The 25622-nt window shown below is 63.1% G+C and carries 21 protein-coding genes and 1 pseudogene; 9 read left to right on the plus strand and 13 right to left on the minus strand.

The features are described from left to right. The 3 genes and pseudogenes from GYH35_RS34795 to GYH35_RS05850 all read left to right on the plus strand — a co-directional run. Positions 1-119 (plus strand): annotated as a pseudogene (locus GYH35_RS34795) (hypothetical protein); the annotation flags it as partial. Next, positions 116-1198 (plus strand): 5-(carboxyamino)imidazole ribonucleotide synthase, encoded by a 1083-nt coding sequence (locus tag GYH35_RS05845; protein WP_161827872.1) that lies wholly within the window; start codon positions 116-118, stop codon positions 1196-1198. The pseudogene GYH35_RS34795 and the gene GYH35_RS05845, both read left to right, overlap by 4 nt. Before the next feature lie 163 nt (positions 1199-1361). Continuing rightward, positions 1362-2756 carry an AAA family ATPase gene (locus tag GYH35_RS05850; protein ID WP_161827873.1) on the plus strand — a complete coding sequence of 465 codons (1395 nt, stop codon included), beginning with the start codon at positions 1362-1364 and terminating at the stop codon, positions 2754-2756. 13 nt (positions 2757-2769) lie between these two features. On the opposite strand, the gene GYH35_RS05855 is transcribed toward GYH35_RS05850, so the two are convergent. The 7 genes from GYH35_RS05855 to GYH35_RS05885 all read right to left on the minus strand — a co-directional run bounded on the left by GYH35_RS05855 (position 2770) and on the right by GYH35_RS05885 (position 12490). After that, positions 2770-2997 carry a hypothetical protein gene (locus tag GYH35_RS05855; protein WP_161827874.1) on the minus strand — a complete coding sequence of 76 codons (228 nt, stop codon included), beginning with the start codon at positions 2995-2997 and terminating at the stop codon, positions 2770-2772. 77 nt (positions 2998-3074) lie between these two features. Next, positions 3075-4580, minus strand: a complete 1506-nt coding sequence (gene tldD / locus GYH35_RS05860) for a metalloprotease TldD (RefSeq protein ID WP_161814741.1) — start codon at positions 4578-4580, stop codon at positions 3075-3077. Positions 4581-4601: 21 nt separating this feature from the next. Continuing rightward, on the minus strand, positions 4602-5528 hold the full coding sequence (locus tag GYH35_RS05865) for a carbon-nitrogen hydrolase family protein (protein WP_161827875.1): 927 nt from the start codon (positions 5526-5528) through the stop codon (positions 4602-4604). A 4-nt stretch (positions 5529-5532) separates the two neighbouring features. Then, positions 5533-9516 carry a YhdP family protein gene (locus tag GYH35_RS05870; protein ID WP_161827876.1) on the minus strand — a complete coding sequence of 1328 codons (3984 nt, stop codon included), beginning with the start codon at positions 9514-9516 and terminating at the stop codon, positions 5533-5535. 23 nt (positions 9517-9539) lie between these two features. After that, a complete protein-coding gene (gene rng, locus GYH35_RS05875; protein WP_161814744.1) occupies positions 9540-11024 on the minus strand; it encodes a ribonuclease G in 1485 nt (494 codons plus the stop codon). Further along, positions 11021-11635, minus strand: coding sequence for a Maf family protein (locus GYH35_RS05880; protein ID WP_161827877.1), 615 nt, complete (start codon positions 11633-11635; stop codon positions 11021-11023). The genes rng and GYH35_RS05880 overlap by 4 nt, the downstream gene beginning before the upstream one ends. Before the next feature lie 51 nt (positions 11636-11686). Further along, positions 11687-12490: an O-acetyl-ADP-ribose deacetylase gene (locus tag GYH35_RS05885; protein WP_202624097.1), complete on the minus strand. Its 804-nt coding sequence runs from the start codon at positions 12488-12490 to the stop codon at positions 11687-11689. A 342-nt stretch (positions 12491-12832) separates the two neighbouring features. Here GYH35_RS05885 and GYH35_RS05890 point away from each other — a divergent pair, with 342 nt between their 5' ends. After that, positions 12833-13651 (plus strand): serine/threonine protein kinase, encoded by an 819-nt coding sequence (locus GYH35_RS05890; RefSeq protein ID WP_161827878.1) that lies wholly within the window; start codon positions 12833-12835, stop codon positions 13649-13651. Here the strand turns inward: GYH35_RS05890 and rlmH are convergent, their stop codons facing one another. The 4 genes from rlmH to holA are packed head-to-tail and all read right to left on the minus strand — an operon-like array spanning position 13652 to position 16372. Beyond that, positions 13652-14122 carry a 23S rRNA (pseudouridine(1915)-N(3))-methyltransferase RlmH gene (rlmH, locus tag GYH35_RS05895; RefSeq protein ID WP_161814747.1) on the minus strand — a complete coding sequence of 157 codons (471 nt, stop codon included), beginning with the start codon at positions 14120-14122 and terminating at the stop codon, positions 13652-13654. A gap of 21 nt (positions 14123-14143) precedes the next feature. After that, positions 14144-14680 (minus strand): ribosome silencing factor, encoded by a 537-nt coding sequence (gene rsfS, locus GYH35_RS05900; RefSeq protein ID WP_161814748.1) that lies wholly within the window; start codon positions 14678-14680, stop codon positions 14144-14146. 2 nt (positions 14681-14682) lie between these two features. Next, positions 14683-15330 (minus strand): nicotinate-nucleotide adenylyltransferase, encoded by a 648-nt coding sequence (nadD, locus tag GYH35_RS05905; protein ID WP_116812021.1) that lies wholly within the window; start codon positions 15328-15330, stop codon positions 14683-14685. Between the two features lie 19 nt (positions 15331-15349). Then, a complete protein-coding gene (gene holA / locus GYH35_RS05910; protein WP_161827879.1) occupies positions 15350-16372 on the minus strand; it encodes a DNA polymerase III subunit delta in 1023 nt (340 codons plus the stop codon). Positions 16373-16714: 342 nt separating this feature from the next. Between holA and GYH35_RS05915 the strand changes: the two genes are divergently transcribed. After that, positions 16715-16978, plus strand: coding sequence for a DUF2946 family protein (locus GYH35_RS05915; RefSeq protein ID WP_161827880.1), 264 nt, complete (start codon positions 16715-16717; stop codon positions 16976-16978). Positions 16979-17081: 103 nt separating this feature from the next. Beyond that, the gene (locus GYH35_RS05920) at positions 17082-19070 is read left to right on the plus strand and encodes a TonB-dependent receptor (protein WP_161827881.1); all 1989 of its coding nucleotides are present in this window, start codon (positions 17082-17084) and stop codon (positions 19068-19070) included. A gap of 142 nt (positions 19071-19212) precedes the next feature. On the opposite strand, the gene GYH35_RS05925 is transcribed toward GYH35_RS05920, so the two are convergent. Then, complete coding sequence (locus GYH35_RS05925; RefSeq protein WP_161827882.1) at positions 19213-20832, minus strand: methyl-accepting chemotaxis protein; 1620 nt, start codon at positions 20830-20832, stop codon at positions 19213-19215. Between the two features lie 209 nt (positions 20833-21041). On the opposite strand from GYH35_RS05925, the gene GYH35_RS05930 reads away from it, so the two are divergent. Genes GYH35_RS05930 through GYH35_RS05940 form a run of 3 tightly spaced genes read left to right on the plus strand, consistent with a single transcriptional unit; the run spans position 21042 to position 24670 of the window. Beyond that, complete coding sequence (locus tag GYH35_RS05930; protein WP_202624098.1) at positions 21042-22388, plus strand: transaminase; 1347 nt, start codon at positions 21042-21044, stop codon at positions 22386-22388. Continuing rightward, positions 22385-23746, plus strand: a complete 1362-nt coding sequence (locus tag GYH35_RS05935; protein WP_161827884.1) for a glutamine synthetase family protein — start codon at positions 22385-22387, stop codon at positions 23744-23746. The genes GYH35_RS05930 and GYH35_RS05935 overlap by 4 nt, the downstream gene beginning before the upstream one ends. Positions 23747-23755: 9 nt before the next feature. Beyond that, on the plus strand, positions 23756-24670 hold the full coding sequence (locus tag GYH35_RS05940; protein WP_161814755.1) for a LysR family transcriptional regulator: 915 nt from the start codon (positions 23756-23758) through the stop codon (positions 24668-24670). On the opposite strand, the gene GYH35_RS05945 is transcribed toward GYH35_RS05940, so the two are convergent. After that, the gene (locus GYH35_RS05945) at positions 24667-25575 is read right to left on the minus strand and encodes a DMT family transporter (protein WP_161814756.1); all 909 of its coding nucleotides are present in this window, start codon (positions 25573-25575) and stop codon (positions 24667-24669) included. The two genes, GYH35_RS05940 and GYH35_RS05945, sit on opposite strands and share 4 nt — an antisense overlap. Between the last annotated feature and the right edge of the window lie 47 nt (positions 25576-25622).

Raw genomic sequence — 25622 nt, forward strand, 5'->3', positions numbered from 1 at the left:
CCATCCTCGCCAACAAATACGAGCCGGTGCGTACCGCGCTCGACAAGTTCCGGGCGGACCAGACCGCGACCGTGCTGGCCAATCCCGACCCGTCCATCACTTCCGTTTCCCGGCCATGAAAATCGGCATTATCGGTGCGGGCCAGCTGGGACGCATGCTGGCCCTGGCGGGCTATCCGCTCGGCTTGCGCTTCGTATTCCTGGATCAGAGCAGCGATGCGCCCGGCGGCCAGGTCGGCCGGATCATTCCCGGCGCCTTCGACGATGCTGCCAAGCTTGCGGAGCTGGCCGACGAAGTCGATGTCGTGACCTTCGATGTCGAGAACGTGCCGGTCGCCGCGGTCGAGCCGGTTGCCGCCAAGAAACCTTTCCTGCCGCCGGTGCAAGCGCTCGGCGCGTCGCAGGACCGGCTGCACGAGAAAACATTGTTCCGGCAATTGAAGATTCCGACGCCCGAGTTCATGGCGGTCGATTCGATCGAAGACCTGCGTGCCGCCGTCGAAAACATCGGCCTGCCCGGCGTGCTCAAGACTCGCCGGCTTGGCTATGACGGCCGCGGCCAGTTCTATCTGAAGAAAGCCTCCGACATCGAAACTGCCTGGCAGACGCTCGGCAGCGTGCCGCTGATCTACGAAGGCTTCGTCGATTTCTCGCGCGAGGTTTCCATCATCGGCGTGCGTAGCACGCGTGGCGAAACTTTGTTTTATCCGCTGTCGGCGAACACCCATTCGCAAGGCATTTTGCGCTATTCAATCGCGCCGTATCGCAACGCCTCTTTGCAGAAGCAGGCGGAAACATACATGCGCCGGCTGTTGAAACATCTGGACTACGCCGGCGTGCTCACCATCGAGTTCTTCGTGCGCGGGGGCAAGCTGATCGCCAACGAAATGGCGCCCCGCGTGCACAACTCCGGACACTGGACCATCGAGGGCGCGCAGACCAGTCAGTTCGAAAATCACGTGCGCGCCATTCTGGGATTGCCGCTCGGAAGCACCCGTCCGAACGGTCACTCGGCGATGATGAACTTCATCGGTAGCATCCCCGAGCTCGGGAACATTCTGCGGGTGTCGGGCGTACACTTTCACAGCTACGGGAAAGAACCGCGGCCCAACCGCAAGCTCGGACATTGCACCATCAACGCCCCATCGCCGACCGCCAGGGACCGGGCATTGCAGCAGTTGCTCCGGCTGAAGATGTAACTCGAGCGGGAACCGCCGGCCAATCGCCAGATTCTGGTGAATCGCGCCGGTGTTTTTGTGTCCGGCGCCGGTTCTTGCGTAAACTTGCATCGCCTCGACGGCGGGCTCCCGGGGCGCCTGCCCACCAAGCCCTCGACAGGCCACGGACCAGATACCCAACTGCATGTATCTAGAACTGTTCAAGCTGCACGAGTTGCCGTTCCGGCTGACCCCGGACCCGCAGTTCCTGTACCTGTCCAAGCACCATGCGCGCGCCAAGGCGTACATGGAGTCCACCATTTGGTTCACCGACGGCTTCGTCGTCATCACCGGCGAGATCGGCTCGGGCAAGACCACCCTGATCGAGACCTTCCTCAAGGAGCTGGAGAAGGACGTGGTGGTGGCGCAGATCAATCAGACCCAGGTCACCGCCATCGAATTCCTGCAGAGCGTGCTGGTGCAGTTCGGCTTTTCGCCGTTCAAGATGAAAAAGGCCGAGCTGCTCTCGACCTTGAACGAGTTCCTGGTCGAGCAATACGCCAACGGCCGCCGCGTGCTGCTGATCGTCGACGAAGCGCAGAATCTTTCACATAAGGTGCTGGAAGAGATCCGCATGCTCTCGGGCGTGGAGACCACCAAAGAGAAGGTCCTGCGCATCATTCTCGCCGGCCAGCCGGAGCTGAACGACAAGCTCAACGGCCCCGGCCTGGTGCAGCTGGCGCAGCGTATCCGCCTGCGCTTCCATCTGACCGCGCTGTCCAAGACCGACATGGCCGCCTATATCCAGCATCGTCTGGAGGTGGCCGGCTCGCAGGGACGGCAGATTTTCGATCCGGAAACATTCCCGCTGATTTATCGCTATACCGGCGGCGTGCCGCGCCTGGTGAACACACTCGCCGACACCGCGATGATGGCTGCGTTCGCGCAGGATCGCCCCTCGGTAACGGTCGACGATGTGAAAGCGGCGGTCGAAGAGCTGCAGTGGGTGGAATACGCCGAACGTTCTGTGAAATTGCAGGCGCTGCATGGCATGCCTGGCGGCATGAACGGCGGCATGCACAGTGGCATGAATGGCGGTGAAGAACCGGCCGCCGGTTCGCGCCGTATCGTGCTCGGTCGCATCCTGGTCGGCTTCAACGGCCAGACCATCGCGGAGCGCGAGCTCACGCCGGGACGGTTCATCATCGGCCGCACACCCGACAACGATCTGCAGATCGACAGCAAATACATCAGCCGTCATCACGCGCAGATCATCACTTCGATTCATACCTCGGTGCTCGAAGACCTGAACAGCACCAATGGCATTTACGTGCGCTCCAAGCGCGTCCGCCGCCGCATGCTGAACGACGGCGACGTGGTGCAGATCGGTCAGCACGAAATCATGTATTTCGACGAGCGCACCAACCGCAGCCGCACGGCGTTCCACGAAATGGACGACGACGCGGCACCCCTGCATGACGGCCCGGATCGCGGTCACGCGGCGACGTTAGCGCAGGAAGGCGGCTCGCTCGAGGAGCGGGCGGAGCGTGAGGACGAAGAGGAAGAGCAGCGGGCGAATGAGTTCGGAGGCGGTCGCTAGTCTCTAGCGCGGCTCAGATCTTGTCGTCGAGCGAGCGGCTGTCGTACTCGGCCTGCTTGGTTCGATAATCCTTCCGGCGCAGCCATAACACCAGCCCGCCCATCAGGCTCAGCGCCCCGACCACGAGAAACAGGCTGGACCAGATTCCAGCGTCGACCAGCCACGCCGCGGCCAACAGGCCGGCGCCTGCCAGCATGTACAGGTAGGGCAGCAGCTCGTAGATGGGACGAGAAATCCACATAAGGAAAGCAGCACAGCCAGCGACCGCGCCATCCTAGCAGCGCGGCCACCGTCCCGGGAAACTGTCAGACCTAAGGACTAGGCGGCGGTGCCGCCGACCGTCAAACCATCGACGCGCAAAGTCGGCTGACCGACACCGACCGGGATGTCCTGCCCTTCCTTGCCGCAGGTCCCCACGCCTTCGTCCAGCTTCAGATCGTTGCCGACCATGGACACCCGGCGCATGACCTCGGGACCGTTGCCGATCAGCGTGGCGCCGCGCACCGGCGCGCCCAGCTTGCCGTTCTCGATCAGATAAGCCTCGCTGGCGGAGAACACGAACTTGCCGGAAGTGATATCCACCTGGCCGCCGCCGAAGTTGCGGCAATACAGGCCCTTCTGCACCGAGCCGATGATCTCCTGCGGGTCGTGCTTGCCGGCCAGCATGTATGTATTCGTCATGCGCGGCATGGTCATGTGCGCAAACGATTCGCGACGGCCGTTGCCCGTCGGCGCGACACCCATCAGCCGCGCGTTCAGCTTGTCCTGCATGTAACCGCGCAGGATGCCGTTCTCGATGAGCGTCGTGCACTGAGTCGGCACCCCTTCGTCGTCGATGTTCAGCGAGCCACGGCGCGAGCCGAGCGTGCCGTCGTCGACGATGGTGCAAAGCTCGGAAGCCACTTGTTCGCCGATGCGGCCGGAGAACGCCGACGTGCCCTTGCGGTTAAAGTCGCCTTCCAGGCCGTGGCCCACGGCCTCATGCAACAACACGCCGGGCCAACCCGGGCCGAGCACGACGGTCATCGTGCCCGCCGGCGCAGGAACCGCGTCGACATTCACCAGCGCGCTGCGCACCGCTTCGTGCACCAGCTCTTTCCAGCGATCTTTTTCCAGGAACTTGGCGAAGCCGTAACGGCCGCCCGTGCCCGCATAACCCTGTTCGCGCCGACCGTCTTTCTCGACGATCACAGAAACATTCATGCGCACCAACGGACGCACGTCGGCGGCGACGGTGCCGTCGCTCGCCATCACCAGCACCACCTCGTGCGCACCGGAGAGGCTCGCCATCACCTGCGTCACGCGCGAATCGATTCGACGCGCTTCGCGATCGACACGCTCGAGCAATTGCACTTTGTCGGTATCGCTCAAGCCTTCCAGCGGATCGAACGGCAGATACAACTGATGACCCGCGGTCGAGCGCCAGGCCTGCATGGATTTGTTTGCTCCGCTGCGAGCAATCGCACGCGCCGCCATCGAAGCTTCGGTCAGCGCCGGCAACACGATCTCATCGGAATATGCGAAGCCGGTCTTCTCACCCGCGAGCGCACGCACGCCGACGCCCTGCTCGATGCTGTGCGAGCCGTCTTTGACGATGCCATCTTCCAGCGACCATGATTCCTCGCGGCTCAGCTGAAAATACAAATCGGCGTAATCGACGCTGTAGCCCATGACGCTGCCGAGCACGCCGGCGATGCGGTTTTCATCCAGCCCCGACGGCGCGAGGATGGCCTGACGCGCCACATCCAGCGGCTGCGACGCGTCGAACGCCTTGGGCAGCTCCAGATGCAGACGGTCGTGAACGGCGGTGGTCGTGGTGCTCATGCGCGTGGCGGGTCCTCGTAATCAGTCCGCGAGATTTAAAGACGGCGGCGCGATTGTAAAACGCCGATGCGACAAGGCAGGGAATCGTTCGCGGAGCTCTTGTTGCACAGTGCGGTCGATTTCCGCCACTGCAAGGCCGGGACCGGCCTCGGCGACTCGAGAAAGCACCTGGCCCCAGGGATCCACGATGAGCGAGTCTCCCCAGGTCTCCCGCCCATTGGGGTGGATGCCACTTTGTGCTGGGGCCAGGATGTAGCACAGATTCTCAACCGCCCGCGCGCGCATCAACAATTCCCAATGTGCCTTACCCGTGGGTGCGGTAAACGCTGAAGGCAGGCTAAGGATTTCCGCCCCCCGCTCCGACAGCACGCGGAACAGCTCGGGAAAGCGCACGTCGTAACAGACCGCCATGCCAATTCTGCCAAATGGCGTGGGCACGACCGTGGGCTGACTGCCTGGAGCGACAGTGGCAGATTCCCGATAGCGCTCGTCGCGCTGAGGCGCGTCGTGATTAGGAATGCCGACGTCGAACAGATGAATCTTGTCGTAGCGCCCCAGACAGCGGCCGTGATCGTCGAACACCAGCGACGCCGAGGCGACGCGCTCAGGCTCGTTGTCGACGCGCAGCGGAATCGTGCCGCCGATGATCCACAAGCCGAGCTCACGCGCGCAGTGGCCTAGAAACGCCTGAATGGGCCCCTCGCCGGGAGTTTCGGCCACTTCGACCTTGTCGGTCTCCTTGCGGCCCATGATGGCAAAGTTTTCAGGCAGCGCCGCCAGCGTCACACCTTCGGCGCGCGCACGCTCCAACAGGACGCGCGCCATCGTGAGATTGGCTTCGACCTCCGGCGCCGAGGTCATTTGCAGTACAGCGGCTCGAATGGGAGTCCGGCAAAAGTCGCGCCTTTTGCCGGGCTCATCAAAAGGGCCTTGGCCGCTTTTGATCATAGGATTAGTCGTCACCCGTTACTTCCGCCTTGGCGTCTGCCGCATCGACCCGTTCCACCACTGGGGCATCCCAGGGTCCGGTGATTCGATAGTAGCCGCGGGTGATGCCTTTGAGGGGCTCTTTGAAGACTTGCGAGAACAGCAACACCGCCGCGCCCACGACGGGCCCGCCCGCCAGCGCGCCCGCCACTGGCAACGAAGCGCCGAGATTTCCAGTCACGACCGCGGTTTGATCGTAGTCGCGCGAGCCCAAACCAGTGCGGCCAGCCATACCGATTTCCGCAGCCGGACCTCGCAACAGCAGATTGTTCGTGAACGCATTGCCGTCGCGTAATTCGAAATCGCCATGAATGGTGTCGAACGCCAGGCCTTTCTCAGTGAGGTCGCTGAAGTCGAGCGCGAGGCGACGCGGTAGCGCACCCACGCTGAACAATCCGAGCACGCGACCCGCGCCCGGCTGCAAATTCACAATCTGCCCGGTCTCCGCCTCGATGCGAATCGCGCCCGATGCATGCTCGAGAATGTTGCTGTCGTAACCGCCATTCCACGCAAGGTCCGCTTTGATCGCGCCACGCCTGGCTTCGAGGAACGGCGTATAGCTCAGCGCTTTGAGCGTCGCGGCGACATCCTTGCTTTCGATGGAGGCGTTCAACGTCGAACGCGGCCCGTCAACGGTGGTAAACCATTCACCCTTCGCCTCGGCGCGCACCGATTCGGCGAGGATGGTTGCGTTGTCGAAGCGAATGCCTTGCGGAACTCGCGTCGCTTTCAAATCGACTGCGCCAAGCACGCGTGTGCCGAGAAGCACGTTGCCCACGTAAATTTGCATGTTCGGCAGATTGCGTGGATCCAGGGCGTCCTCATTGTCATCTGGCGGCGCGCCTTCCGGAGCCGGCGCCTTGTTGATGACCAGTCGCTCCATCGTCGCGCGCAGCGGCTGCGATCCCGTGAACGACTCGGGAATCAACACCTGGCCCGCCGCGTTATCGCCGCTCACATCGACGCGCCAGCCGCTCTGAGTCGACTGCAGCACGCCACGTAAATCGGCGAAGCGATAACCGAAGATCTGAAAATCGGCCACTCGCACGTTCGCCGCCTGCAGATAGTCCGACAGCTTCGGGCCGTCGTCGTCGCGCGGCGCGGCGCCAGGATTTGAATCGGCGCCTCGCAGCGCCAGCCAGTCATCCAGAACGAAACGTTGCACGTTACCTTCGATGCGCAGACCGCGATGACCGGGCAGCGCCGGCGCCACCGCATCGGCCCGCACACCGCCGCGATCGAGCGTCCAGCCGTCGTCGGACTGACGCATCCGGATCAACGCCCGCACATCGCCATAAGCGGTGCGCGAAAGAATCTGCTCGTCGTCTATTTCCAAAGCCACCTGCAACGGCCGCTCATCCGCGACGCCCTTGCCCAGCGGCTGCGGCAAAGTCACACCGAGTCCGCGCAGGTTGGAATCGATTCTGATGTTGCGGCGTTGGGCGGCTTCGCTATCGCCGCTCGCGATCGGCATGCTGACGTGATAGTCGGTGTCGCCAGCGAGCTTCACCGTCGCGGGCAACGAGAACAATGAATGAAGCTCAGTTGCCTGTGCGTGGCCTTGTGCATCCAGCTGTGCAGCTGTCGCGCTCTGCTGATCGATCTTCACGGTGAGCGGACCGCCCAGGAACCGGCCTTTCAAGTCAGCTTCGGCGATCAATGCGTTCTTGACTCTCAGCTCGCCAGTCAGCGACTGCACCGGCGCCGAGATTTTCTGCATCGTCACTGTCGCATCGGCAAAGCGCGCGATGACATCGATCCTGCGATCGTCGAGATGCCGCAGCGGCAGGTCCAAACGCACGTCCGCGGTCATCGGCCCTCGCCCGCCCAAGCGCGCGAATGTTTCGCCGAGGCGTGGGCCGATCGGGCTGTTGCGCAGGAACGAGAGCCCGGCATCCAGATCGCTCGCGGCCGCCGCCTTGATCGACAGCTCGTTCTGGCGGAAATCGGCAATCTCGGCAGTCGCCTCGTTCATGCGCAGATTGCCAACCATCGCAGAGGTCGCGTGCACCCGCATGCCTTGATTCCGGAACTCGACTTCAGCCTTCAGTTCACGCGCCGGCTGCCAGCCTTCCTGATAATCGAACAGCGCGTTCTCGACCTGCGCGCGCGCCAGGAATGTTCCCTCGTTCTTACGGAACGGGAACTGACGCATCGGCCCCTTGTATGTGAACTCCGCGGTAGAGATGCGACCGTCGAGCAAGGCTCGATCGAACCATTCGAGCGTCTTCGGCCCGAGCTTGTCGGCCGGCAGATATTTGTGGGTCGCGCCGATCTTCAGATCCTCCCCCTGCGCGAACAGATCCAACACCGGCGACGTGCCATCGCTCGGCAGGGTCAGATGCATGCGCGCGACGGCGCGACCGTCTTCGCCCTGCATACGTAGCTGATCGGTGCTTACGATCAGCCCCGCGTCATTGCGCTCCCACGACACCACGCCCTCGGCCGACGCTGCACCCAGCACACCGCGAAACGTCCGCGGCAGATTGAACTCGATATCCTTGCTCGCCAGATGCAGTTGGCCGGCGTGATCGTTGGCGTCGAGCCTGCCGCTGATGCGCGTGAGCCCGGGCGTGCGCAACACCGGCGCGAATCCCACCTCTTCGAGCTTCGTTTCCACCGAGTATTTGGCGGGCACGTCGGGGGCGGTGCGCGCGAACGAGAACTTCACATCCGTCAATGCACCGGTGGTCTGCATCGCACGTACACGTGCGAGCGCTTCGCTCTCCGGCAGATACACGAGCCAGGGCCAGACGTTGCCGAGCACGATGCGATCTGCTTCGCCGCTGACGTTGAGCATGCCCTGAGCGTTGCGCGACCAGCGTGCCGCGATCTTCCTGGCCTGCCACGACGAGTCGGTGCGAGTCGCATCGATGTCCGACAGCGTGACGCTCCACTGATTGCCCGACTTCTGCGCGTTGAGTGCGAATGCCAGTCGCGAATAGCTCAAGATTTGCGGCGCAGGCGGCGCGGGTTCCGGTTCGACGATGGCAGGTTCCGGCTCGATGGGATGCTTGGGTGCGCGTTTCGGCGGATCGTCCGGCACCGGCGGCACCAGCGGCGCGGCCGTCGGCAGTGGAATCGTCCACACTGGCAACTCGGTGGTGAGCTGGCCGACATCGACAGCCGCTGACAGTTGCAGCAACTCCGCGCCTTTCAATGTGCCGCTCACGCGGATAGCACCGTGCCCGCTCTCCGGTGCCGGCCACGCATCGGGGAGCAAATCGGCCCAGCCCGCCAGATCCAGCTTGGCTCCTTGCACATCGAAGGTAGAGAGCAGCGCGGCGGAATTTTCGAGCGCACCTTCCGCCGTCGCCGAGAATTTCAGTTCGTCGCCGAGGGTTTTCGGCAAGGACGCGGTGCCGTTCAGTTCCATCGAGTCCGTGCTGCGCGCGAGCTCGAAACTCACACCCGACAGCGACCAAGGTCCGCGCCCCGTGATGGCGTCGCGAAAACTGACCACGGCGTCGTGCACGACGAAGCGGCCGGTCGGCAATTGCTCCAACGCAATCGGCTTGATCTCGCGCTCCGGCAGCGCGCTCTGACCCAACAATTGAATCTTGCCTTCGCGCGTGCGGATCAGCGCGATCTCCGGCGCCTCGAGCGCGAAGCGTCCGCCCGTCAAACGACGATTGACGATGGAGGTCCACAGATCGAAACCGACGCTGCCCCTCCGGGCAACGAACAACGTGCGTGTGCGATCCGGTGTGCGCACGACGGCGTCATCGAACACCAGCTCCGGTCCGTAGAATCGCAAGCGCGCGCTCAAGGTCCGGAACTCGACGATCAGGCCGCTGCGCTCGCCGATCCAGTCCTGCAGCTGTACTCGATATTCCGGCACGCGCCCGACGATGAAGCCGAACGTGGCGAACAACAGGCCCACGAGCATGGCCAGCACCACCAGCGTGCCGAACAGCCATTTAACAACTTTGCGTGGACTTAAAGACATTACCGGACGGCATCACACTGGCGTCACATCAACACCACATCGTACTGATCCTGCTGGTACAGCGCTTCGGTCTGAAGACGGATGGGCTTGCCGGTGTGCACTTCCAGCTCGGCCAGCGCCGCCGACTCCTCGTCGAGGAGCCGCTCGATCACATCCTGATGCGCGAGCACCATCAGTTCCTGGAACTGGAACTGGCGCGACTGTCGCAGAATCTCTCGGAAGATCTCGTAACAAACTGTTTCCGTCGTCTTGACGAAACCGCGTCCTTCGCACGTTGGACACGCCGAACACAGCATATGTTCAAGGCTCTCGCGCGTGCGCTTGCGCGTCATCTCGACCAGGCCGAGCGGCGACACGGAGGAAATGTGATTCTTCGCATGATCGGCGGCCAGCGACTTCTCCAGCGCCTGCAGCACCTGCTTGCGATGCTCCTCTTCTTCCATGTCGATGAAGTCGATGATGATGATGCCGCCCAGGTTGCGCAGGCGCAGCTGGCGCGCGATCGCGACCGCCGCTTCCAGATTGGTCCGGAAAATCGTCTCTTCGAGCGAGCGCTGGCCGACATACGCGCCGGTGTTCACATCGATGGTGGTCATCGATTCGGTCTGGTCGAAGATCAGATGCCCGCCGCTCTTCAGCGGCACCTTGCGCTCCAGCGATTTCTGGATTTCCTCCTCGACGCCGTACAGATCGAAAATCGGCCGCTCGCCCTTGTACAGCTCGATGCGCTCGGTCATCTCCGGCATGAAGGTGCGCGCGAATTCGAGCATGCGTTGATGGGTCTCGGGCTGATCGACACCGACGTGTTCGATGCCGGTGGACACCACATCGCGCATGACGCGCACCGGCAGCGGCAGATCCTCGTGCACCAGGTTGCCCGGCCGCGTGCCGGCCGCCTTCTCGCTGAGCACGCTCCACAATTTCTGCAGGAACATCATGTCGGCGCGCAACGCGTCTGGCGTCGCGCCCTCAGCAGCAGTACGCACGATATAACCGCCGGGTTCATCGGGCCGCACGAACAGGCTCGCGGCTTCGCGCAGACGCTGCCGCTCAGCCTCATCTTCGATGCGCGCCGAGATTCCGATGCCACGCCCTTTGGGCATGTACACCAGATAACGCGACGGAATCGTGATGAACGTCGTCAGGCGCGCGCCCTTGGTACCTAGCGGGTCCTTCAGCACCTGGACCAATATTTCGCCACCTTCGCTGACTAATGTCTGAATATCCGGCGTGCGCCCCTCGTCCACCGGCTGATCGGGGCTGCCGTTTTCGCCCACCGCCGGATGCACGATGTCCGACGCATGTAAGAACGCGGTGCGCTCCAGGCCGATGTCGACGAACGCCGCCTGCATGCCAGGCAGCACGCGCGACACCCGTCCCTTGTAAATATTGCTGATGAGCCCGCGCTTGTTGGCCCGTTCCAGGAAGATCTCCTGCAGCACGCCGTTTTCGACCAGGGCGGCGCGCGCCTCGCGGGGGCTGATGTTGATGAGGATCTCGGCCGTCATCCTTGAACCTCACTGGCAATCCGGTGCGCGGCCAACAATTCGGCGGTTTCGAACAACGGCAACCCCATGATGCCGGAGTAACTGCCGGCGATATGGCGGATGAACACGGCGCCTCGCCCCTGAACGGCATAGCCGCCGGCTTTATCGGCGGGTTCGCCGGTGCGCCAGTACGCCCGCATCTCCGCCGCTGTCAGCTCGCGAAAAGTCACGTCGCTGACGCTCAGGCGCACTTCGCTGCCGCGAGCGCTGCGGACGGCGACGGCGGTGTGCACCTGGTGCGTCCGCCCGGACAACAGCTGGAGCATGCGGACACAGTCGTCTTCGTTGGCCGGCTTGCCGAGGATGCTACGGTCGACCACAACTGTCGTATCCGAACCCAGCACCGGCAGCCGCTGGTCCGGAGGGAGGTTGTCCCAGAGCGTGTCGGCCTTCAGGGCGGCAAGCCGTGTGACATATTTTTCCGGCGCCTCGGCCCCGGCCACGGACTCGTCGACAGCCACCGGCGCGACGCGGTGCGCGACCCCGATCTGGGTCAGCAAGGCGCTACGGCGAGGGGACGCCGAGGCCAAATAGATCAACGGCTTGGCGGATGAAGTTGCAGGTACTGACATGCGCCGAAGGATACAGGATGAGCTACCTCCTGTACCCTCGGCTGGTGCCGCTTAGAATTGCTGGTTCGCCAGGAACACGTCCAGGTCGGCGTCCGAGAAGAACACCAGCGACACCCGCTCGATCGCGTCGGCCTGCGACAGGGCCTCGCTGATCGCAGTGGATGCGATTGCCGCCGCCTCGTCCTTCGGGTAGCCATAGGCGCCGGTGGAAATCGCCGGGAACGCCACCGAGCCGAGCGCATGATTCGCCGCCAGCGCAATGGATTTCTTGTAACAGGACGCGAGCAGCGTATCGGGCTGCTGATCCCGCCCCCACACCGGTCCGACGGTATGAATCACGTAACGCGCCGGCAGATTGCCCGCCGTCGTCAGCACCGCCTCACCGGCCGGCAGGCCGCGCGGATAGCAGGTTTCGCGCAGCTCCTGACAGGCCCGCAGGATTTCCTGACCGCCGCGCCGATGGATGGCGCCATCGACGCCGCCGCCGCCGAGCAAGGAGGAATTGGCCGCGTTCACGACCGCATCGACCTTGAGGCCGGTAATATCGCCGGTGCGCACCTCGACCCGGCCGTTCAAGAATTCGTAACTCATGCTGGCTTCCGGGCGGTCCTCCCCGCGCACCCAGCGCAGGGCCGCGGCCGGCTCCTCGAACATGCGCAACTTTATGTCAGAGCCGACCGCCTCGCTGATCAGGATCAGCACATGGCCGGCGGCGGCCAGGTTGCCAGGTTTGAAAATTGCGGCCCAGCGCACTTCGCAGGGGACTGCGATGTGCACCAGGTAGTCGCGGAAACGCTGGATTTCGCTGTAGTCCCAGTTGCCGTACGCCTCGCGGTAGTCGGCGATGGTGTGCATGCCCGGAACATATTCCGGATCGGCGCGTGCCTGATTCAGCAACTCCATCAACGATTCCGCCGTCAACTCGCCCCAGACTTTGAGTCTAATGAGGTTCGCGCTGGCGTCGATCGAGTAACTGGACTCCATGACTATCGCCATACCTTCGATCCCATCCTGGCCAATGCCGTGGCCGCTTCCTATCATAACCTCCTCACCTTCGTTTGCGACTGCGCCAGTCTCAACCGGGGTGCTGAGGGATTCAACTTAGGATGTTCTATACATTGCCGCGACCGATGTCGAGTCAACGTTTCGAATCGATGAACTTGAGTAGGGTGAAGGATGCGCCCCGAGGATAAAAAAATGCCCGTCAGCCGGCAGCGCGCGGCGTTTCCGATCATTGCCGGGTATCGGTTCCTGCAAACCATCGCACGCTCGCCGAAGTCCGAGGTGCACGTGGCGTTGTCGGTGGAGTTAGGTCACAACGTGGCCATCAAGGTGCTGCGCACCGGTCCGCTGTCGAGCCTCGAAGCCGGCGAAGAAGAGCGCTTCGAGCGCGAGCGCGAGCTGCTGATGCGCATCAAACATCCGGCCATCGTCGACGTTTACGACTGGGGCCACGGCGAGGACTTCCGTTACATCGTCACCGAGTATTTCCCCGGCGGCAGCCTCGAGCTGCGCATCCGCAACTTGATGACAGCGAAAGACAGCGTGGATATTTTTCTGCAGATCGCGGCGGCCCTGCAGGTCGTGCACGCGGCCAACCTATGTCATCGCGATCTGAAGCCCGCCAATGTGATGATGCGGCCCGATGGGCGCATCGTGCTCATCGACTTCGGCCTCGCCAAACATCTGGGCACTTCGCACACCAACGCCGGTGAAGTGCGCGGCTCGCCTTATTACATCAGCCCCGAACAGGCCGAGGGCGCCGAGGTCGATCAGCGCAGCGACATCTACAGCCTGGGCATCATGTTCTACGAGATGCTCACCGGGCAGCGGCCGTTCAAGGGAACCTCGGTGATCGGGATCATACAATCACATCGGAATGACCCGATTCCGGTGCTGCCGGAGTCGTTCAGTCGGTTCCAGCGCCTGATCGATGGGATGCTCGCCAAAGAGCCCGCTGAGCGGTTTCCCACCGTTGCTTCCGCGGTTGCGGAGATGGCGCGGTTGAAAGTTTGATCACGCCCGGTGGTACGGATGACCCTTGATAATCATCACCGCGCGATACAACGCCTCGGCGACAACGACGCGTGCCAGGGCATGCGGCAAAGTCAGGGCTGACAGCGACCACTTGAACTCGGCTTTCGCATCGACTTCGGGCGCCAAGCCTTCGGGCCCACCGATGCAGAACACGACGTCGCGGCCGTCACGCGCGCGCTGCTGCAAAAACTGCGCGAGCTGTTCGCTGGAAATGTTCTTGCCGCCGACCTGCAGGGCCACGACGTAAGCGCCTTGCGGGATGGCGGCGAGCATCTTCTCGCCTTCTTTGGCGATGGCCTGCGCCGGCGGGCTGGACCCGGCGCGCTGGCCGAGCGCGATTTCTTTTAGTTCGAGCTTGTAATCGCGCGTGAACCGGCCCGCGTATTCCTCGAAACCGGCGTTGACCCAGTCAGGCAGCCTGGTTCCAGCGGCTACGACGATCAGCCGCATGAGTTATTCATAGCTCTGGAATCAGGCGCTCTGCTCGGCCGCTTCGCGGCGGGCGGCGCTCACGTCCCACAGGCTTTCGAGCCGGTAGAACTCGCGCACCTTCGGCAGCATGATGTGCACGATCACGTCGCCCATATCGACCAGCACCCACTCGCCGTCGCGCTCGCCTTCCACGCCCATCGGCCGGAAGCCCGCCTTCTTCGCGTGCTCGACCACCCGATCGGCGATCGAACGCACGTGACGATCGGAGTTGCCGCTGGCGATGATCATGGTGTCGGTGATGTCGGTGAGCTTGTTCACCGCCAGCACCTTCACATTCACGGCCTTCATCTCATCGAGCGCGTGCTCCACGACCGAAACCACCGGCTGCTGCTTCGGAGCCGTCACCGCCGGCGCCTTGCTGGCAGCGGCCTTCTTCTTACGGGCAGTGGTTGGGCCCTGGCTCGCGAGCTTCTTACGGGCAGTGCTCAGCTTGGTCACATTGGCAGGCGCTTTGGAAGAAGCCTTCTTCTTGGCGCCGGCACTGGGTCGGGAAGTTTTCGCTCGCTTGACGGCCATGCTCACCTCTTGGGTTGCGACTTGTAACAGCCGGTCTGTTCGATGATCGCCCGGACCGAATCGGGCATCAGATAGCGCGGATCGCGACCCATCGCGATCAACTTGCGCACTTCAGTGGACGAGATTTCCAGCTGCGTCACCGCGTGAATGTAAATGCATCCGGCGCGCTGCTCGTGCAGATCGTTGATGCGGCCCGTGCCGCGATCCACCAGCAGCTCGCCCAACGGCCCCATGCTCGGCGCGCGCCAGCCGGGGCGGTGGGCCACGACCAGGTGCGCCAGCTCCAGCAGTTCACGCCACTGGTGCCATTTCGGCAAGCCTAAAAATGCGTCCATGCCGACGATCAGGCACAGCGAGTGGTCGGGAAAGTCCGCTCGCAAGGTCCGCATGGTATCGACCGAATAAGACAGTCCTTCGCGCCGGATCTCGCGATCGTCGACGGTGAAGCCCGGCTGGCCCTCGGTCGCGGCTTTGACCATGGCCAGACGCTGCTCGGCATCCGCCACCGTGGTGTCACGATGCGGCGGCGTGCCGGCCGGCATGAAGCGCATTTCGTTCAAGCGCAGCGCTTGCAGCAATTCAAAGGCGGTGCGCAGATGACCGAAATGAATCGGATCGAAGGTGCCGCCGAAAATACCGATCGTCGTCATGCGGGGAAGGTCATGAAGGTCAGGCGGCGGTCGCGAGTCGGACGCCGGCGAGCCCGGCCACCAGACGCTCGAATTCCAGCCAGGGGTCGCTGCGGATCACGCCCTTGATCATGCGATCGGCGCGCTCGGCGCTGAGCAGCAGCTCTCGCACCGTCTTCGGCTTCAGCCGTGACAACGCATGTTTCATCGCCGGCTGACGATTGCGCCACACGTAAAGCGCGTTCATGGCGCTGTCGGAACTCTGGCCTCGACGCATCAGATGCTGGCAGCGCGCGATCCACTGCAAATCCTTGTTGAGCGCCCAGAGCACGATCGGCGGCTCGACATCTTCGCCGCGCAATCCTTCCAGCACGCGCAGGGCTCGCGCTGCGTTTCCTTTCATCGCCGCATCGCCGAGCTGCAAAACATCGAAACGCGCACTGTCGGCGACCGCATCGACGATGGTGTCCGCGGTGACCGCGCCTGGCGGCAACAACAACGCCAGCTTTTCGACTTCCTGATGGGCGGCCAGCAGATTGCCTTCGACGCGCTCGGCCAGCAGCGACGCCGCTTCGGCATCGGCTTTCAGGTTCTGTTTGGCGAGGCGATCGCGGATCCACGCCGGCAGACGCGCCAGCTCGAGCGGCCAGATCTGCACGACCACGCCATGCTTTTCGATGGCGCTGACCCAACGCGAGCCCGCCACGCGACCGTCCATCTTGCCGGTGACGATCAGCACCAGATTGTCGGCCGAGGGCTCGGTCGCCAGCTCGATGATGGCGTCGGCGCCCTGCTCGCCCGGCGTCGGATTGGTCATCCGGATCTCGATGATCTTGCGCTCGGCGAACAACGACATGGCTTTGCTGTTGGAAAGCAGCGCCTGCCAGTCGAAGCCGCGCTCGACCACATGCAGTTCGCGCTCGGTGAAGCCCTGGCTGCGGGCGCGCGCGCGCACGGCATCGGCCGCTTCGTTGACCAACAGGGGCTCGTCGCCGGAGATCAGATAGATCGACGAGAGCTGCCGCGACAGGCTGGCCGCGAGGTTATCGCCTGACAGCTTCACAGCGGGGCGCCGGAGCACCGGCTTGAAGTTGTGGCGGACACGGAGGGAACGGTCAAAAACACTCGCGCCAAAATAGCTTGCGCCAAAATGAATTAGTGGGGCTGCGGCCTGATTGCGACGCTCGGATTATGGCCTAAGGCGGTCGGCAAGCGCCAGTTGCTCCCGCCCCACAAAGCCCTACGTGCTCAGGCTTTGGCCAGGATCGCGGTGTATTGTGCTTGGCAAGAGACAGGTCCTCCGTTAGCTTACGTGATCGAGGTGTTCTCCAGCCCCTCGGCTTTTCGTTCTGGCGCTATGTCCATTTTCCATCTGGCAAGAAATCCATCGGCATGGGTGCGAGCAATGCTCGTCACTCTGTTGCTGGCGTTTGCCGTGGATTCGATCGCCCACGTCGTGCACCGGCACGACGATACGGTCAAAACATTTGGCGCCCACGGCCCGGCCTGCGGCTACTGTGCCGCCTTCGACGGCCTGATCGATGCCCCGAAACAGAGCTACGCGGCGGTTACCGCCGTCACTGTCACGACTTATGTAGCTCCGGTTGCCGCAGCTTCTGTTTCCTTCCGCCCCACCGTCACCGCGCAACCGCGCGCACCGCCTCGATAACTCGCAGTCCGTAGTCATTCCTCACCCGAAGCGGTGGGGTCGTTGCTCGTGCGTCGACCAATTCGACCGCGAGGTCGCTGCAGTTATTCAGGAATGTTTCGTCATGCGTCGTTCTCATTTGTTGCGCGTGGGCGTGGCCGCGTTGTTGGTCAGTCATGCCGCTTTGTCTCAGGAAACCAAAACCGAGGAAGTCGTCGTCACGTCCTCGGCCTTGCGCGAAAACCCACTCGACGTCGCGCAACCGACCACCGTCGTTGGCGGTGACGAGCTGCGCCGACAGATCGCCGGCAGCCTCGGCGAGACGTTGTCGAGCGAGCTGGGCGTCAGCTCCACCTACTTCGGCCCGAGCGCCAGCCGGCCGGTGATTCGCGGCCTCAGCGGCGATCGTGTGCAGGTCCTGCAAGACGGCCTGGCGTCGCTCGATGTTTCCAGTCTCAGTCAGGATCACGCCGTCACGCTGGAATCGGTGGTGTCGCAGCAGATCGAAATCATCAAAGGCCCGGCCGCGCTTCTGTATGGCAGCGGTGCGTCGGGCGGATTGGTGAATGTCGTCAGCACCCGCGTGCCCACGGAAGTGCCGGAGAAGGTGATCACCGGCGCCGCCGAAGTTCGCCACGATACGGCCAGTGACGAACGCACCGGCGCTTTCAGCCTCGATGGCGGCGCGGGCAACTTCGCTTTCCACGCCGACTATTTCGATCGCGAGACCGACGATGTGGAGATCCCCGGCTTCACGCAGTCGGACGCTCTGCGCCGTCAGCTGATCGAAGCCGGCGAAGAGCCGGACAACGTCCGCGGCCACATTCCAAACACGGCGGGCGAAGCAAGCGGTGGCGCGATCGGCGGCTCGTACATCGGCCAGAACGCGCTCGGCGGCTTGTCGTATAGCCGTTACGAAACGACGTACGGCATCCCCGGCGAAGAAGAAGCCTTCATCGATATGAAGCAGGATCGCTTCGACGGCAAGGCCGAGCTCGATCTGGACGGCGTGTTCAACAAGCTGCGCCTGACGGGTGCGTACAACGATTACACGCACACCGAGTTCGAAGCGCCCGGCGAGCCCGGCACCGTCTTCAACCAGGACGCCTACGAGCTGCGCTTCACCGCCGATCATGCATTCGGCTCGGGCTGGCGCGGCACGACGGGTCTGCAGTACGTCAACGTGGATTTCGAGGCCATCGGCGACGAAGCGTTCGTGCCGAGCTCGAAAACCAAGACGCTGAGCGTGTTCGCGTTCGAAGAACGTCACTTCGATGACTTCACTGTCGAGCTGGGCGCGCGAGCCGAGCAGCAGAAGATCGACGTCGACGCTGAATTGCCCAATTACGACGAAACTGCCGTCAGCTTGTCTGCCGGTGGAGTGTGGGATTTCGCGGAAGATCAGGCCCTAGCGCTGAACCTGACGCGCACTCAACGCAACCCGCAGGCCGCCGAGTTGTACGCCAACGGCCCGCACATCGCCGCGCAACGCTTCGAGGTCGGCGATGCGAACCTGGATCAGGAAACATCGGTGACGGCGGATCTGTCGCTGCGTCACACGGGCGAAGGCATCAACTGGACCCTGAGCGCCTACTACAACGACTACACCGATTACATCTATGCCTCCCCGACGGGCGACATCGAGGATGATCTGCCGGTGTATGTCTATCTTCAGAACGGCGCGAAGTTCCACGGCTTCGAGGCGGAGTTGAACGTGCCGCTGATCGATGACGGCAACCGCCACTTGGGCCTGCGTCTCGCGTCGGACTATGTGCGTGGCAAGCTCGATAACGGCGAAGACCTGCCGCAGATTCCGCCTCTACGCTTCGGCGCAGGCGTGCACTACGATCAGGACGCGTGGCACATCGGGGCGCAAGCGTTCTACTACGATACGCAGGACAAGGTCGCGACGAACGAACTGCCGACCGAGAGCTTCACGCTGGCCGAAGTGGATGCGAGCTATCGAGTGCCTGTGGGATCGACGAGCGTGTTCCTGTTCCTTCGCGGAACGAACCTGCTCGATGAAGATGCGCGTCAACACGCATCGCCGCTGAAGGACATCGCGCCGTTGGCCGGACGGTCGTGGCACATTGGAGCGAGAGCGGAGTTCTAGCGGCGTTAGGTGTATGGGCCACCGAGGAGATTAAGAGAAGAGGCCTCGGTGGCTCGCAGCGCCAGGGCGGCAGATGTACCTTCGAGCGAGGACCCGGCGACGTCTATTCCCTGGGCAAACCTCTTTCCCTTGCCAAACCTCATTACGCCGCGCGAGCGAACGACTCGTGATGATCGCCGCCGTAGCTCGAATAGCTGGACGTAGCGGTATCGTAGGACGCATGCGTCTGCGACCCAAACCGGAAGAACGACACCAACTCCTGCAACCGCTGCGCCTGCGCTTGCATCGACTTCGCGGCCGCGGCGGACTCTTCAACCAACGCAGCGTTCTGCTGAGTGGCAGTGTCCATATTCGAGATAGCGTGATTGATCTGATCGATGCCGGTCGACTGCTCGGACGTGGCGGCGGCGATTTCGGCGACGATGTTCGTCACCTTCACCACGCCGCTGACGATATCCGCCAACGACTTGCCTGAATTACCGACCAGCTGCGAGCCCGCGTCGACCTTGCCGACGGAGTCGCTGATCAAGCCTTTGATCTCGCGCGCCGCCGTGGCGCTGCGCTGAGCGAGGCTGCGCACTTCACCGGCGACGACTGCGAAGCCGCGACCCTGCTCACCTGCACGCGCAGCCTCGACCGCCGCGTTCAGCGCCAGCAGATTGGTCTGGAACGCGATCTCATCGATCACACCGATGATGTCTTCAATGCGCTTGCTGGACGAAGTGATCTCGCCCATCGCGCCGACAGCGCGCTGAACAGCCACACCGCCCTGGTCCGCCTGCGTGCGGGTGCTGGTAGCGATCTGATTCGCATGCTTCGCATTGTCCGCGTTCTGCTTCACCGTCGCGGTCATCTCTTCGATGCTCGCGGCGGTTTCTTCCAGCGCAGCGGCCTGTTCCTGCGTGCGCTCGCTCAAGTCATCACTGCCCTGGGACAGCTGACGGGCGGCGCGGTCCACTTCGGCGGCGCTCTCGCTCACCTGCGTCATGGTCTCCATCAACTTGGAATCCATGTCTCTCAGGCTCAGCAACAGCGCTGCAATCTCGTCATTGCCCGTGATCGTGACCTGATTACCCAGCTCGCCGCGACTCACGCGACGAGCCAGATCCTCGGCGCGGGCCAAACCGCTGGAAATATGCTTCGTCAGCAGCCACGCAAACCAGATCGCCACCGCCAGCGCCGCGATGAAGCAGCCGATCATGACATTGCGATCGCGATTCAACTCGCGCTGGGCCTGGGCGATGGTTTCCGCCGCGGCTTGCTCGCGCGCCTTCGCCAACCGCTCGGTCGTCACGTCCATGCGGTCGATGACCGGCTCGATGGCCTCGATCCGCACCTTGGTGGCGGCGTCGTAGTCGCCGGCCAGCAGCAGCTCGATTTCTTGCTTGCCGGCGTCGACGATGGCCGCACGCTGCGATTTGATCTCATCGAGCAGGCGGCGCTCCTGCTCGCTCAATGGATACTGGCTGAAGAGATCGGTGAGCTCGTTGATGCGGCCGCGGTTCTCTTTCACCATGTCGTAGTTCGACTTGGTGAAGGTCGGGTCGCGATGCACGTAACCCTCCAGACGATACTGCTGACTCTGCAGCGAGCGCTGGTAGATCTCGTTGATCTGCGTGATCGGCACCAGGTTCTCGGCATGCAGTTGCTGCATGCGGCGCGAGCTGGCATTGAACGCGCTGAGCGCGACACCGCAGACCACCAGCATTGCGACGGCTAAAACACCCAGATTCACGTACATCCGGGTTTTGATCGTAAGCATCGACATGAACTCTTGCCTGTGTTGAATACGGGGCCGTCCCGCGGGAAAACGCCGGCCGTGGCAAGATGCGGGATATGTCCGACTTATCGACCGCTGCCGCCAGGAATGCAGTATTCCAAGGTCGATTCAGGGAACGTCTGATCCGCCCCCTAATCGATGGTCTATGATTTGAGCCAGCCACTTAGTGCATGACCTCAGGGGAAAACACTTTGTCCTTTGTCAGTGCGTTCGCCGCACCGCTGTTGGCCCGTGAGCAGCACCGCTTCATCGACGAGCATCCCGAGACAATCCGTCGCGACAAGGCTTTGCGTGAGCATTGGCTGAATGGCGTGCCCATGCATTGGATGTCGGACTGGCAGTTGCCCGCGCCTCTGATCGTGCGCGCAGCTTCCGGATCGAGCTTCGTCGATGTCGATGGCCGGACCTATGCCGACTTCTGTCTGGGCGACACCGGCGCCATGTTCGGTCACTCGCCACCCGCAGTGGCGAATGCGCTGAAACATCAAGCGGCCCACGGCTTCACCTGCATGCTGCCCACGGACCAAACCGCACGGGCCGGTGAGCTATTGGCTGAGCGCTTCAGCCTGCCCTGTTGGCAGATCACTCAAACCGCCACCGATGCGAATCGCGCCGTGCTGCGCTGGGCTCGTGCGTTGACCGATCGCAAGCTGATCCTGGTGTTCGATGGCTGTTATCACGGCTCGCTCGAAGACACGTTGGTGCGACTCGATCGGGGCAGAGTTGTCACTCGGCCCGGGCAGATCGGCCAGGTTGCCGACTTCGCGTCTTATGCACGCGTGGTCGAGTTCAACGATCTCGCCGCACTCGAGGCCGCGCTCGCCGATGGCCAAGTCGCATGCTTGCTCGCCGAGCCGGTGATGACGAATGCTGGCATGGTGTTGCCCGAGGAAGGCTTGTGGGCCGAAGTGCGCAAGCTGTGCACGCGGCATGGGACGCTCCTCGCCATCGACGAAACTCACACGCTGAGCAGCGGCCCGCGCGGGCACGCGCATCGCCTGGGGCTCACGCCGGACTTCTTGATTGCAGGCAAAGCGATTGCCGGCGGCATGCCGATGGCGGTCTATGGCTTCACCGCCGAGCTGGCGAATCGGATGGAACGCCTGCTCGAGACCAAGCCGGCCGGACATTCGGGCATGGGCACGACGCTAGCAGCGAATGCGCTCGCGACCGCCGCGCTGGTCGCGTGTTTGCAGGACGTGATGACGAATGAAGCCTACGCACACATGTTGAAGCACGCGGCGACGCTGGCTGATGGCCTGCGCGAGCGAATCGCTCAACGCAGCTTGCCCTGGCACGTAACAACAGTTGGCGCACGCAGTGAGCTGGTCTTCACGCCGACGCCAGCGCGAACTGCACGCGAGTCCCTGGCAGCCGCGTCGCCAATGCTCGAACGTCTGTTACATCTTTACCTGCTGAATCGCGGCGTGCTGGTCACGCCCTTCCACAACATGATGCTGGTGAGCCCGGTGACCCCGGCCGGACAGGTGCAGGCGCTGCTCGACCACTTCGAAGAATTTCTGCACGAGTTGTCATGAACGTCGCCAGCAACGAAGCCCAGCAGTTTCTCGACGCGAATCCCGATGTCGAAGCCATCGAGCTGCTGATCACCGATCCGGGCGGCGTGCCGAGAGGCAAGCTGATCGCGCGCGAGGAACTGCTCTCGCTCTACAACGAAGGGCGCTGCGTCGCCGGATCGATCCTCGGTCTCGATGTCACCGGTGCAGACGTGGAAGAGACCGGACTCGTTTGGTCGGTCGGCGATGCCGATCGCATCTGCCGGCCGGTGCCTGGCACGCTGGTGCGAGCGAATTGGATGTCTCGCCCCGGCGCGCAAGTGCTGATGAGCATGTACGAAGCAGACGGTCGACCGTGCACCGCGGATCCAAGACATGCTTTAGCCCGTTCAGTACAACGACTGCAGCAGATCGGACTGCGGCCGGTGGTTGCCGCAGAGATCGAATTTTACCTGGTCGCGAGAGACGCGCAGGGAAAGCTCGTGCCCGCGCCCGGACTGTTGTCACAACGCTCGCCGCAACGACTCGACTCGTACGGCCTGGGCAAGCTGCAAGACATGGCGCCGCTGTTCGACGACATCTACGCCGGCGCCCGCGCGCAACGACTGCCGTTGCGGACACTAATGTCTGAGTACGCGCCGAGCCAGTATGAAATCACCCTGCTCCATCGCGACGACGCCCTGCGCGCTATCGACGATGCAATCCTGTTCAAGCGCCTGATTCGCGCCACCGCTCTGAAACACGGCCTCACCGCCTGCTTCATGGCAAAACCTTTCGCGGAACAGGCCGGCAGTGGCATGCACATGCACGTCAGCGTGCAGGACGAGAGCGGCAACAACGCATTCGCCGCCGACGATCCGGCCGGCACGCCGCTGCTACGTCATGCCATCGGCGGACTGCAAAAGACCATGGCGGAGAGCATGCTGATCTTCGCTCCCAACGCGAACTCGTACCGGCGCTTCCGACATCAAAGCTATGCGCCGATGGCGCCGACGTGGGGCATCAACAATCGCTCCGTCAGCTTGCGCGTGCCGGCCGGCGCAGCATCGAGCCGACACGTCGAGCATCGGGTCAGCGGTGCGGACGCGAATCCGTATCTGGTTGCCGCCACAGTGCTGGCCGGCGTACATGCAGGCATCGCGGCCAAGATCGATCCCGGTCCGCCGATCACCGGCAATGGCTATGAACGCAGCATTACCGCCTCGTTGCCGCGGGATTGGCTGGGCGCGATCGAGGCGGCCGAAAGCTCGATGTTCCTGCGCGAAGCGCTAGGTGAAGAGTTTCTGCGTGCTTTCGTCGCGATCAAGACCCAGGAATGGGACAAGTACAACGCGCTGGTGCCGCCGACAGACCACGACTGGTACCTCGATAGCGTATAAACTGCGCCGATGCGTTTCGATCTGACCGATCTCAAGTTGTTCCTGCACGTTGTCGAAGCCGGCAGCATCACCGCCGGCGCGGAGCGCATGCACCTGGCCGTGGCGGCCGCCAGCACCCGGATCCGCAACATGGAAATCGAGCTGGGCACGCCGTTGCTGAACCGCGAGCGCCAGGGCGTTCACCCGACGCCCGCGGGCCGCACGCTGGTTCACCATGCCCGGCAGATGTTGCAACAAGCGGAGCGCATGCGCGCCGAGCTGGGTGAGTACGCCGACGGGCTGAAGGGTCACGTCCGGCTGCTCTCCAACACCAACGCGCTGACTGAATTCCTGCCGGAACCGCTCAGCAATTTCCTGACATCGCATCCCCAGGTGAACATCGACCTGGAGGAGCGCTTGAGCGATGAGATCGTCGCCGCCATCGCCGACGGCAAAGCCGATATCGGCATCGTGGCGGGCACCGAAGATGTCACCGGCCTGGAAGTCTTTCCGTTCCGCGTGGACCGCTTCGTGCTGGTGACGTCGCCGACTCACCCGCTCGCCGAAAAGAAAAAGATCGCGTTCGTCGAGGCGCTGGACAGCGACTTCGTCGGCCTGGATCGCGCCAGCTCACTGCAGCGGTTTCTTTCCGACAAAGCCGAGCGCATCGGCCGTCGGCTCAAGCTCCGCGTGCAGCTGCGCAGCTTCGACGCCGTCTGCCGCATGGTCGAAGGCAACGTCGGTATCGGTGTCGTGCCGGAGACCACCGCCGCTCGCGCCATGCGCACGATGAAGTTGCACGTGATCGAGCTGAGCGATGACTGGGCGCCGCGCAATCTGATGATCTGCGTGCGCAGCCTGCGGGATCTGCCGATCTACGCGCAGGACCTGGTGAAATCGCTCGCGCAGCCGCTCGACATGGAAATGTGGGTCGCGAAGGCCTAAGCCGTCACCGCCACGGGCCGCTCCGATCGGCTGGTGATCCACACCCCCAGCATCACCACCAAGCCGCCAATGACGGCGCGTGTCGATAATGGCTCGCCCAGCACGATCACGCCGCTGAGCACGCCGACGATGGGAATCAAGTTCGTGTAGACGCCCACCTCGCTTGCGTCGAGGTGGCGGAGCGAGGCGTTGTACAGCAGATAGGCCATGCCGGATGCGATGACGCCCAAATAAAGCAGCTCCGTCCACCCGATCAGCGGCAGCGGCGGCAACCCATTGCCCGCCAGATTCGCCGTGACAATTTCGTAGCCGGCGAGCGGCGACAATAGCAATGCACCCGTGCCGGTGACCGCCGTCGTGATCACCAACGAGTCGAAACCGGCGACGCGTTTCGCCAGCGCGGTATACAACCCCCAGCACACCACCGAAGCAAACATCAAAAGATTGCCGAACAAACTCGACTGGCCGCCCTCCGAGCCGCTGCCCGAGAACACGATCAGTACACCGCCGACCGACAACGCGATGCCGAGCCAGCGCAATGACGACGCACGCTCACGCAGCCACAGCACCGCAACCAGCGCCGTCATCGCCGGAATGGATGCCTGAACCAGCGCCCCCTGCGATGCCGACACGTACACCATCGCGGTGTTGAACACTAGGTAGTACAGCGCCACGCCGATCAGGCCCATCGACCAGATGGAACCCCACGGCAAGCGGACGCCGGGCGTCTTTCGGGATAACGCGAACGGCAATAGCACCAGGGCGCCCACCGCGACGCGCACGAATGCCAGCGTGAATGGCGGCCAGACCACAATCAGTTCCTTGGTCACCATGAAAGTACTGCCCCACACCGTCATGGTGAGCAGCAGCAGGAGCATGGAGCGGGTGTGGTTCGCTAGTGGCATACCGACCATTGTCGCACGCGCGGCGCTTCCCTATCTGCCCGCGAGAG

The sequence above is a fragment of the Steroidobacter agaridevorans genome, from assembly GCF_009932555.1.
Lineage (GTDB): Bacteria > Pseudomonadota > Gammaproteobacteria > Steroidobacterales > Steroidobacteraceae > Steroidobacter > Steroidobacter agaridevorans.

Excerpts from the sequence above, each read along its gene's own strand:
- GYH35_RS05870 (WP_161827876.1), bottom strand. The coding sequence starts at position 9,516 with ATGTCTTTAAGTCCACGCAAAGTTGTTAAATGGCTGTTCGGCACGCTG.
- tldD (WP_161814741.1), bottom strand. The coding sequence starts at position 4,580 with ATGAGCACCACGACCACCGCCGTTCACGACCGTCTGCATCTGGAGCTG.
- GYH35_RS05880 (WP_161827877.1), bottom strand. The coding sequence starts at position 11,635 with ATGTCAGTACCTGCAACTTCATCCGCCAAGCCGTTGATCTATTTGGCC.
- rng (WP_161814744.1), bottom strand. The coding sequence starts at position 11,024 with ATGACGGCCGAGATCCTCATCAACATCAGCCCCCGCGAGGCGCGCGCC.
- rlmH (WP_161814747.1), bottom strand. The coding sequence starts at position 14,122 with ATGCGGCTGATCGTCGTAGCCGCTGGAACCAGGCTGCCTGACTGGGTC.
- GYH35_RS05920 (WP_161827881.1), top strand. The coding sequence starts at position 17,082 with ATGCGTCGTTCTCATTTGTTGCGCGTGGGCGTGGCCGCGTTGTTGGTC.
- GYH35_RS05940 (WP_161814755.1), top strand. The coding sequence starts at position 23,756 with ATGCGTTTCGATCTGACCGATCTCAAGTTGTTCCTGCACGTTGTCGAA.
- rsfS (WP_161814748.1), bottom strand. The coding sequence starts at position 14,680 with ATGGCCGTCAAGCGAGCGAAAACTTCCCGACCCAGTGCCGGCGCCAAG.
- GYH35_RS05925 (WP_161827882.1), bottom strand. The coding sequence starts at position 20,832 with ATGCTTACGATCAAAACCCGGATGTACGTGAATCTGGGTGTTTTAGCC.
- GYH35_RS05850 (WP_161827873.1), top strand. The coding sequence starts at position 1,362 with ATGTATCTAGAACTGTTCAAGCTGCACGAGTTGCCGTTCCGGCTGACC.
- GYH35_RS05855 (WP_161827874.1), bottom strand. The coding sequence starts at position 2,997 with ATGTGGATTTCTCGTCCCATCTACGAGCTGCTGCCCTACCTGTACATG.
- GYH35_RS05845 (WP_161827872.1), top strand. The coding sequence starts at position 116 with ATGAAAATCGGCATTATCGGTGCGGGCCAGCTGGGACGCATGCTGGCC.
- GYH35_RS05915 (WP_161827880.1), top strand. The coding sequence starts at position 16,715 with ATGCTCGTCACTCTGTTGCTGGCGTTTGCCGTGGATTCGATCGCCCAC.
- nadD (WP_116812021.1), bottom strand. The coding sequence starts at position 15,330 with ATGACGACGATCGGTATTTTCGGCGGCACCTTCGATCCGATTCATTTC.
- GYH35_RS05935 (WP_161827884.1), top strand. The coding sequence starts at position 22,385 with ATGAACGTCGCCAGCAACGAAGCCCAGCAGTTTCTCGACGCGAATCCC.
- GYH35_RS05885 (WP_202624097.1), bottom strand. The coding sequence starts at position 12,490 with ATGCACACCATCGCCGACTACCGCGAGGCGTACGGCAACTGGGACTAC.
- GYH35_RS05945 (WP_161814756.1), bottom strand. The coding sequence starts at position 25,575 with ATGCCACTAGCGAACCACACCCGCTCCATGCTCCTGCTGCTGCTCACC.
- GYH35_RS05865 (WP_161827875.1), bottom strand. The coding sequence starts at position 5,528 with ATGATCAAAAGCGGCCAAGGCCCTTTTGATGAGCCCGGCAAAAGGCGC.
- GYH35_RS05890 (WP_161827878.1), top strand. The coding sequence starts at position 12,833 with ATGCCCGTCAGCCGGCAGCGCGCGGCGTTTCCGATCATTGCCGGGTAT.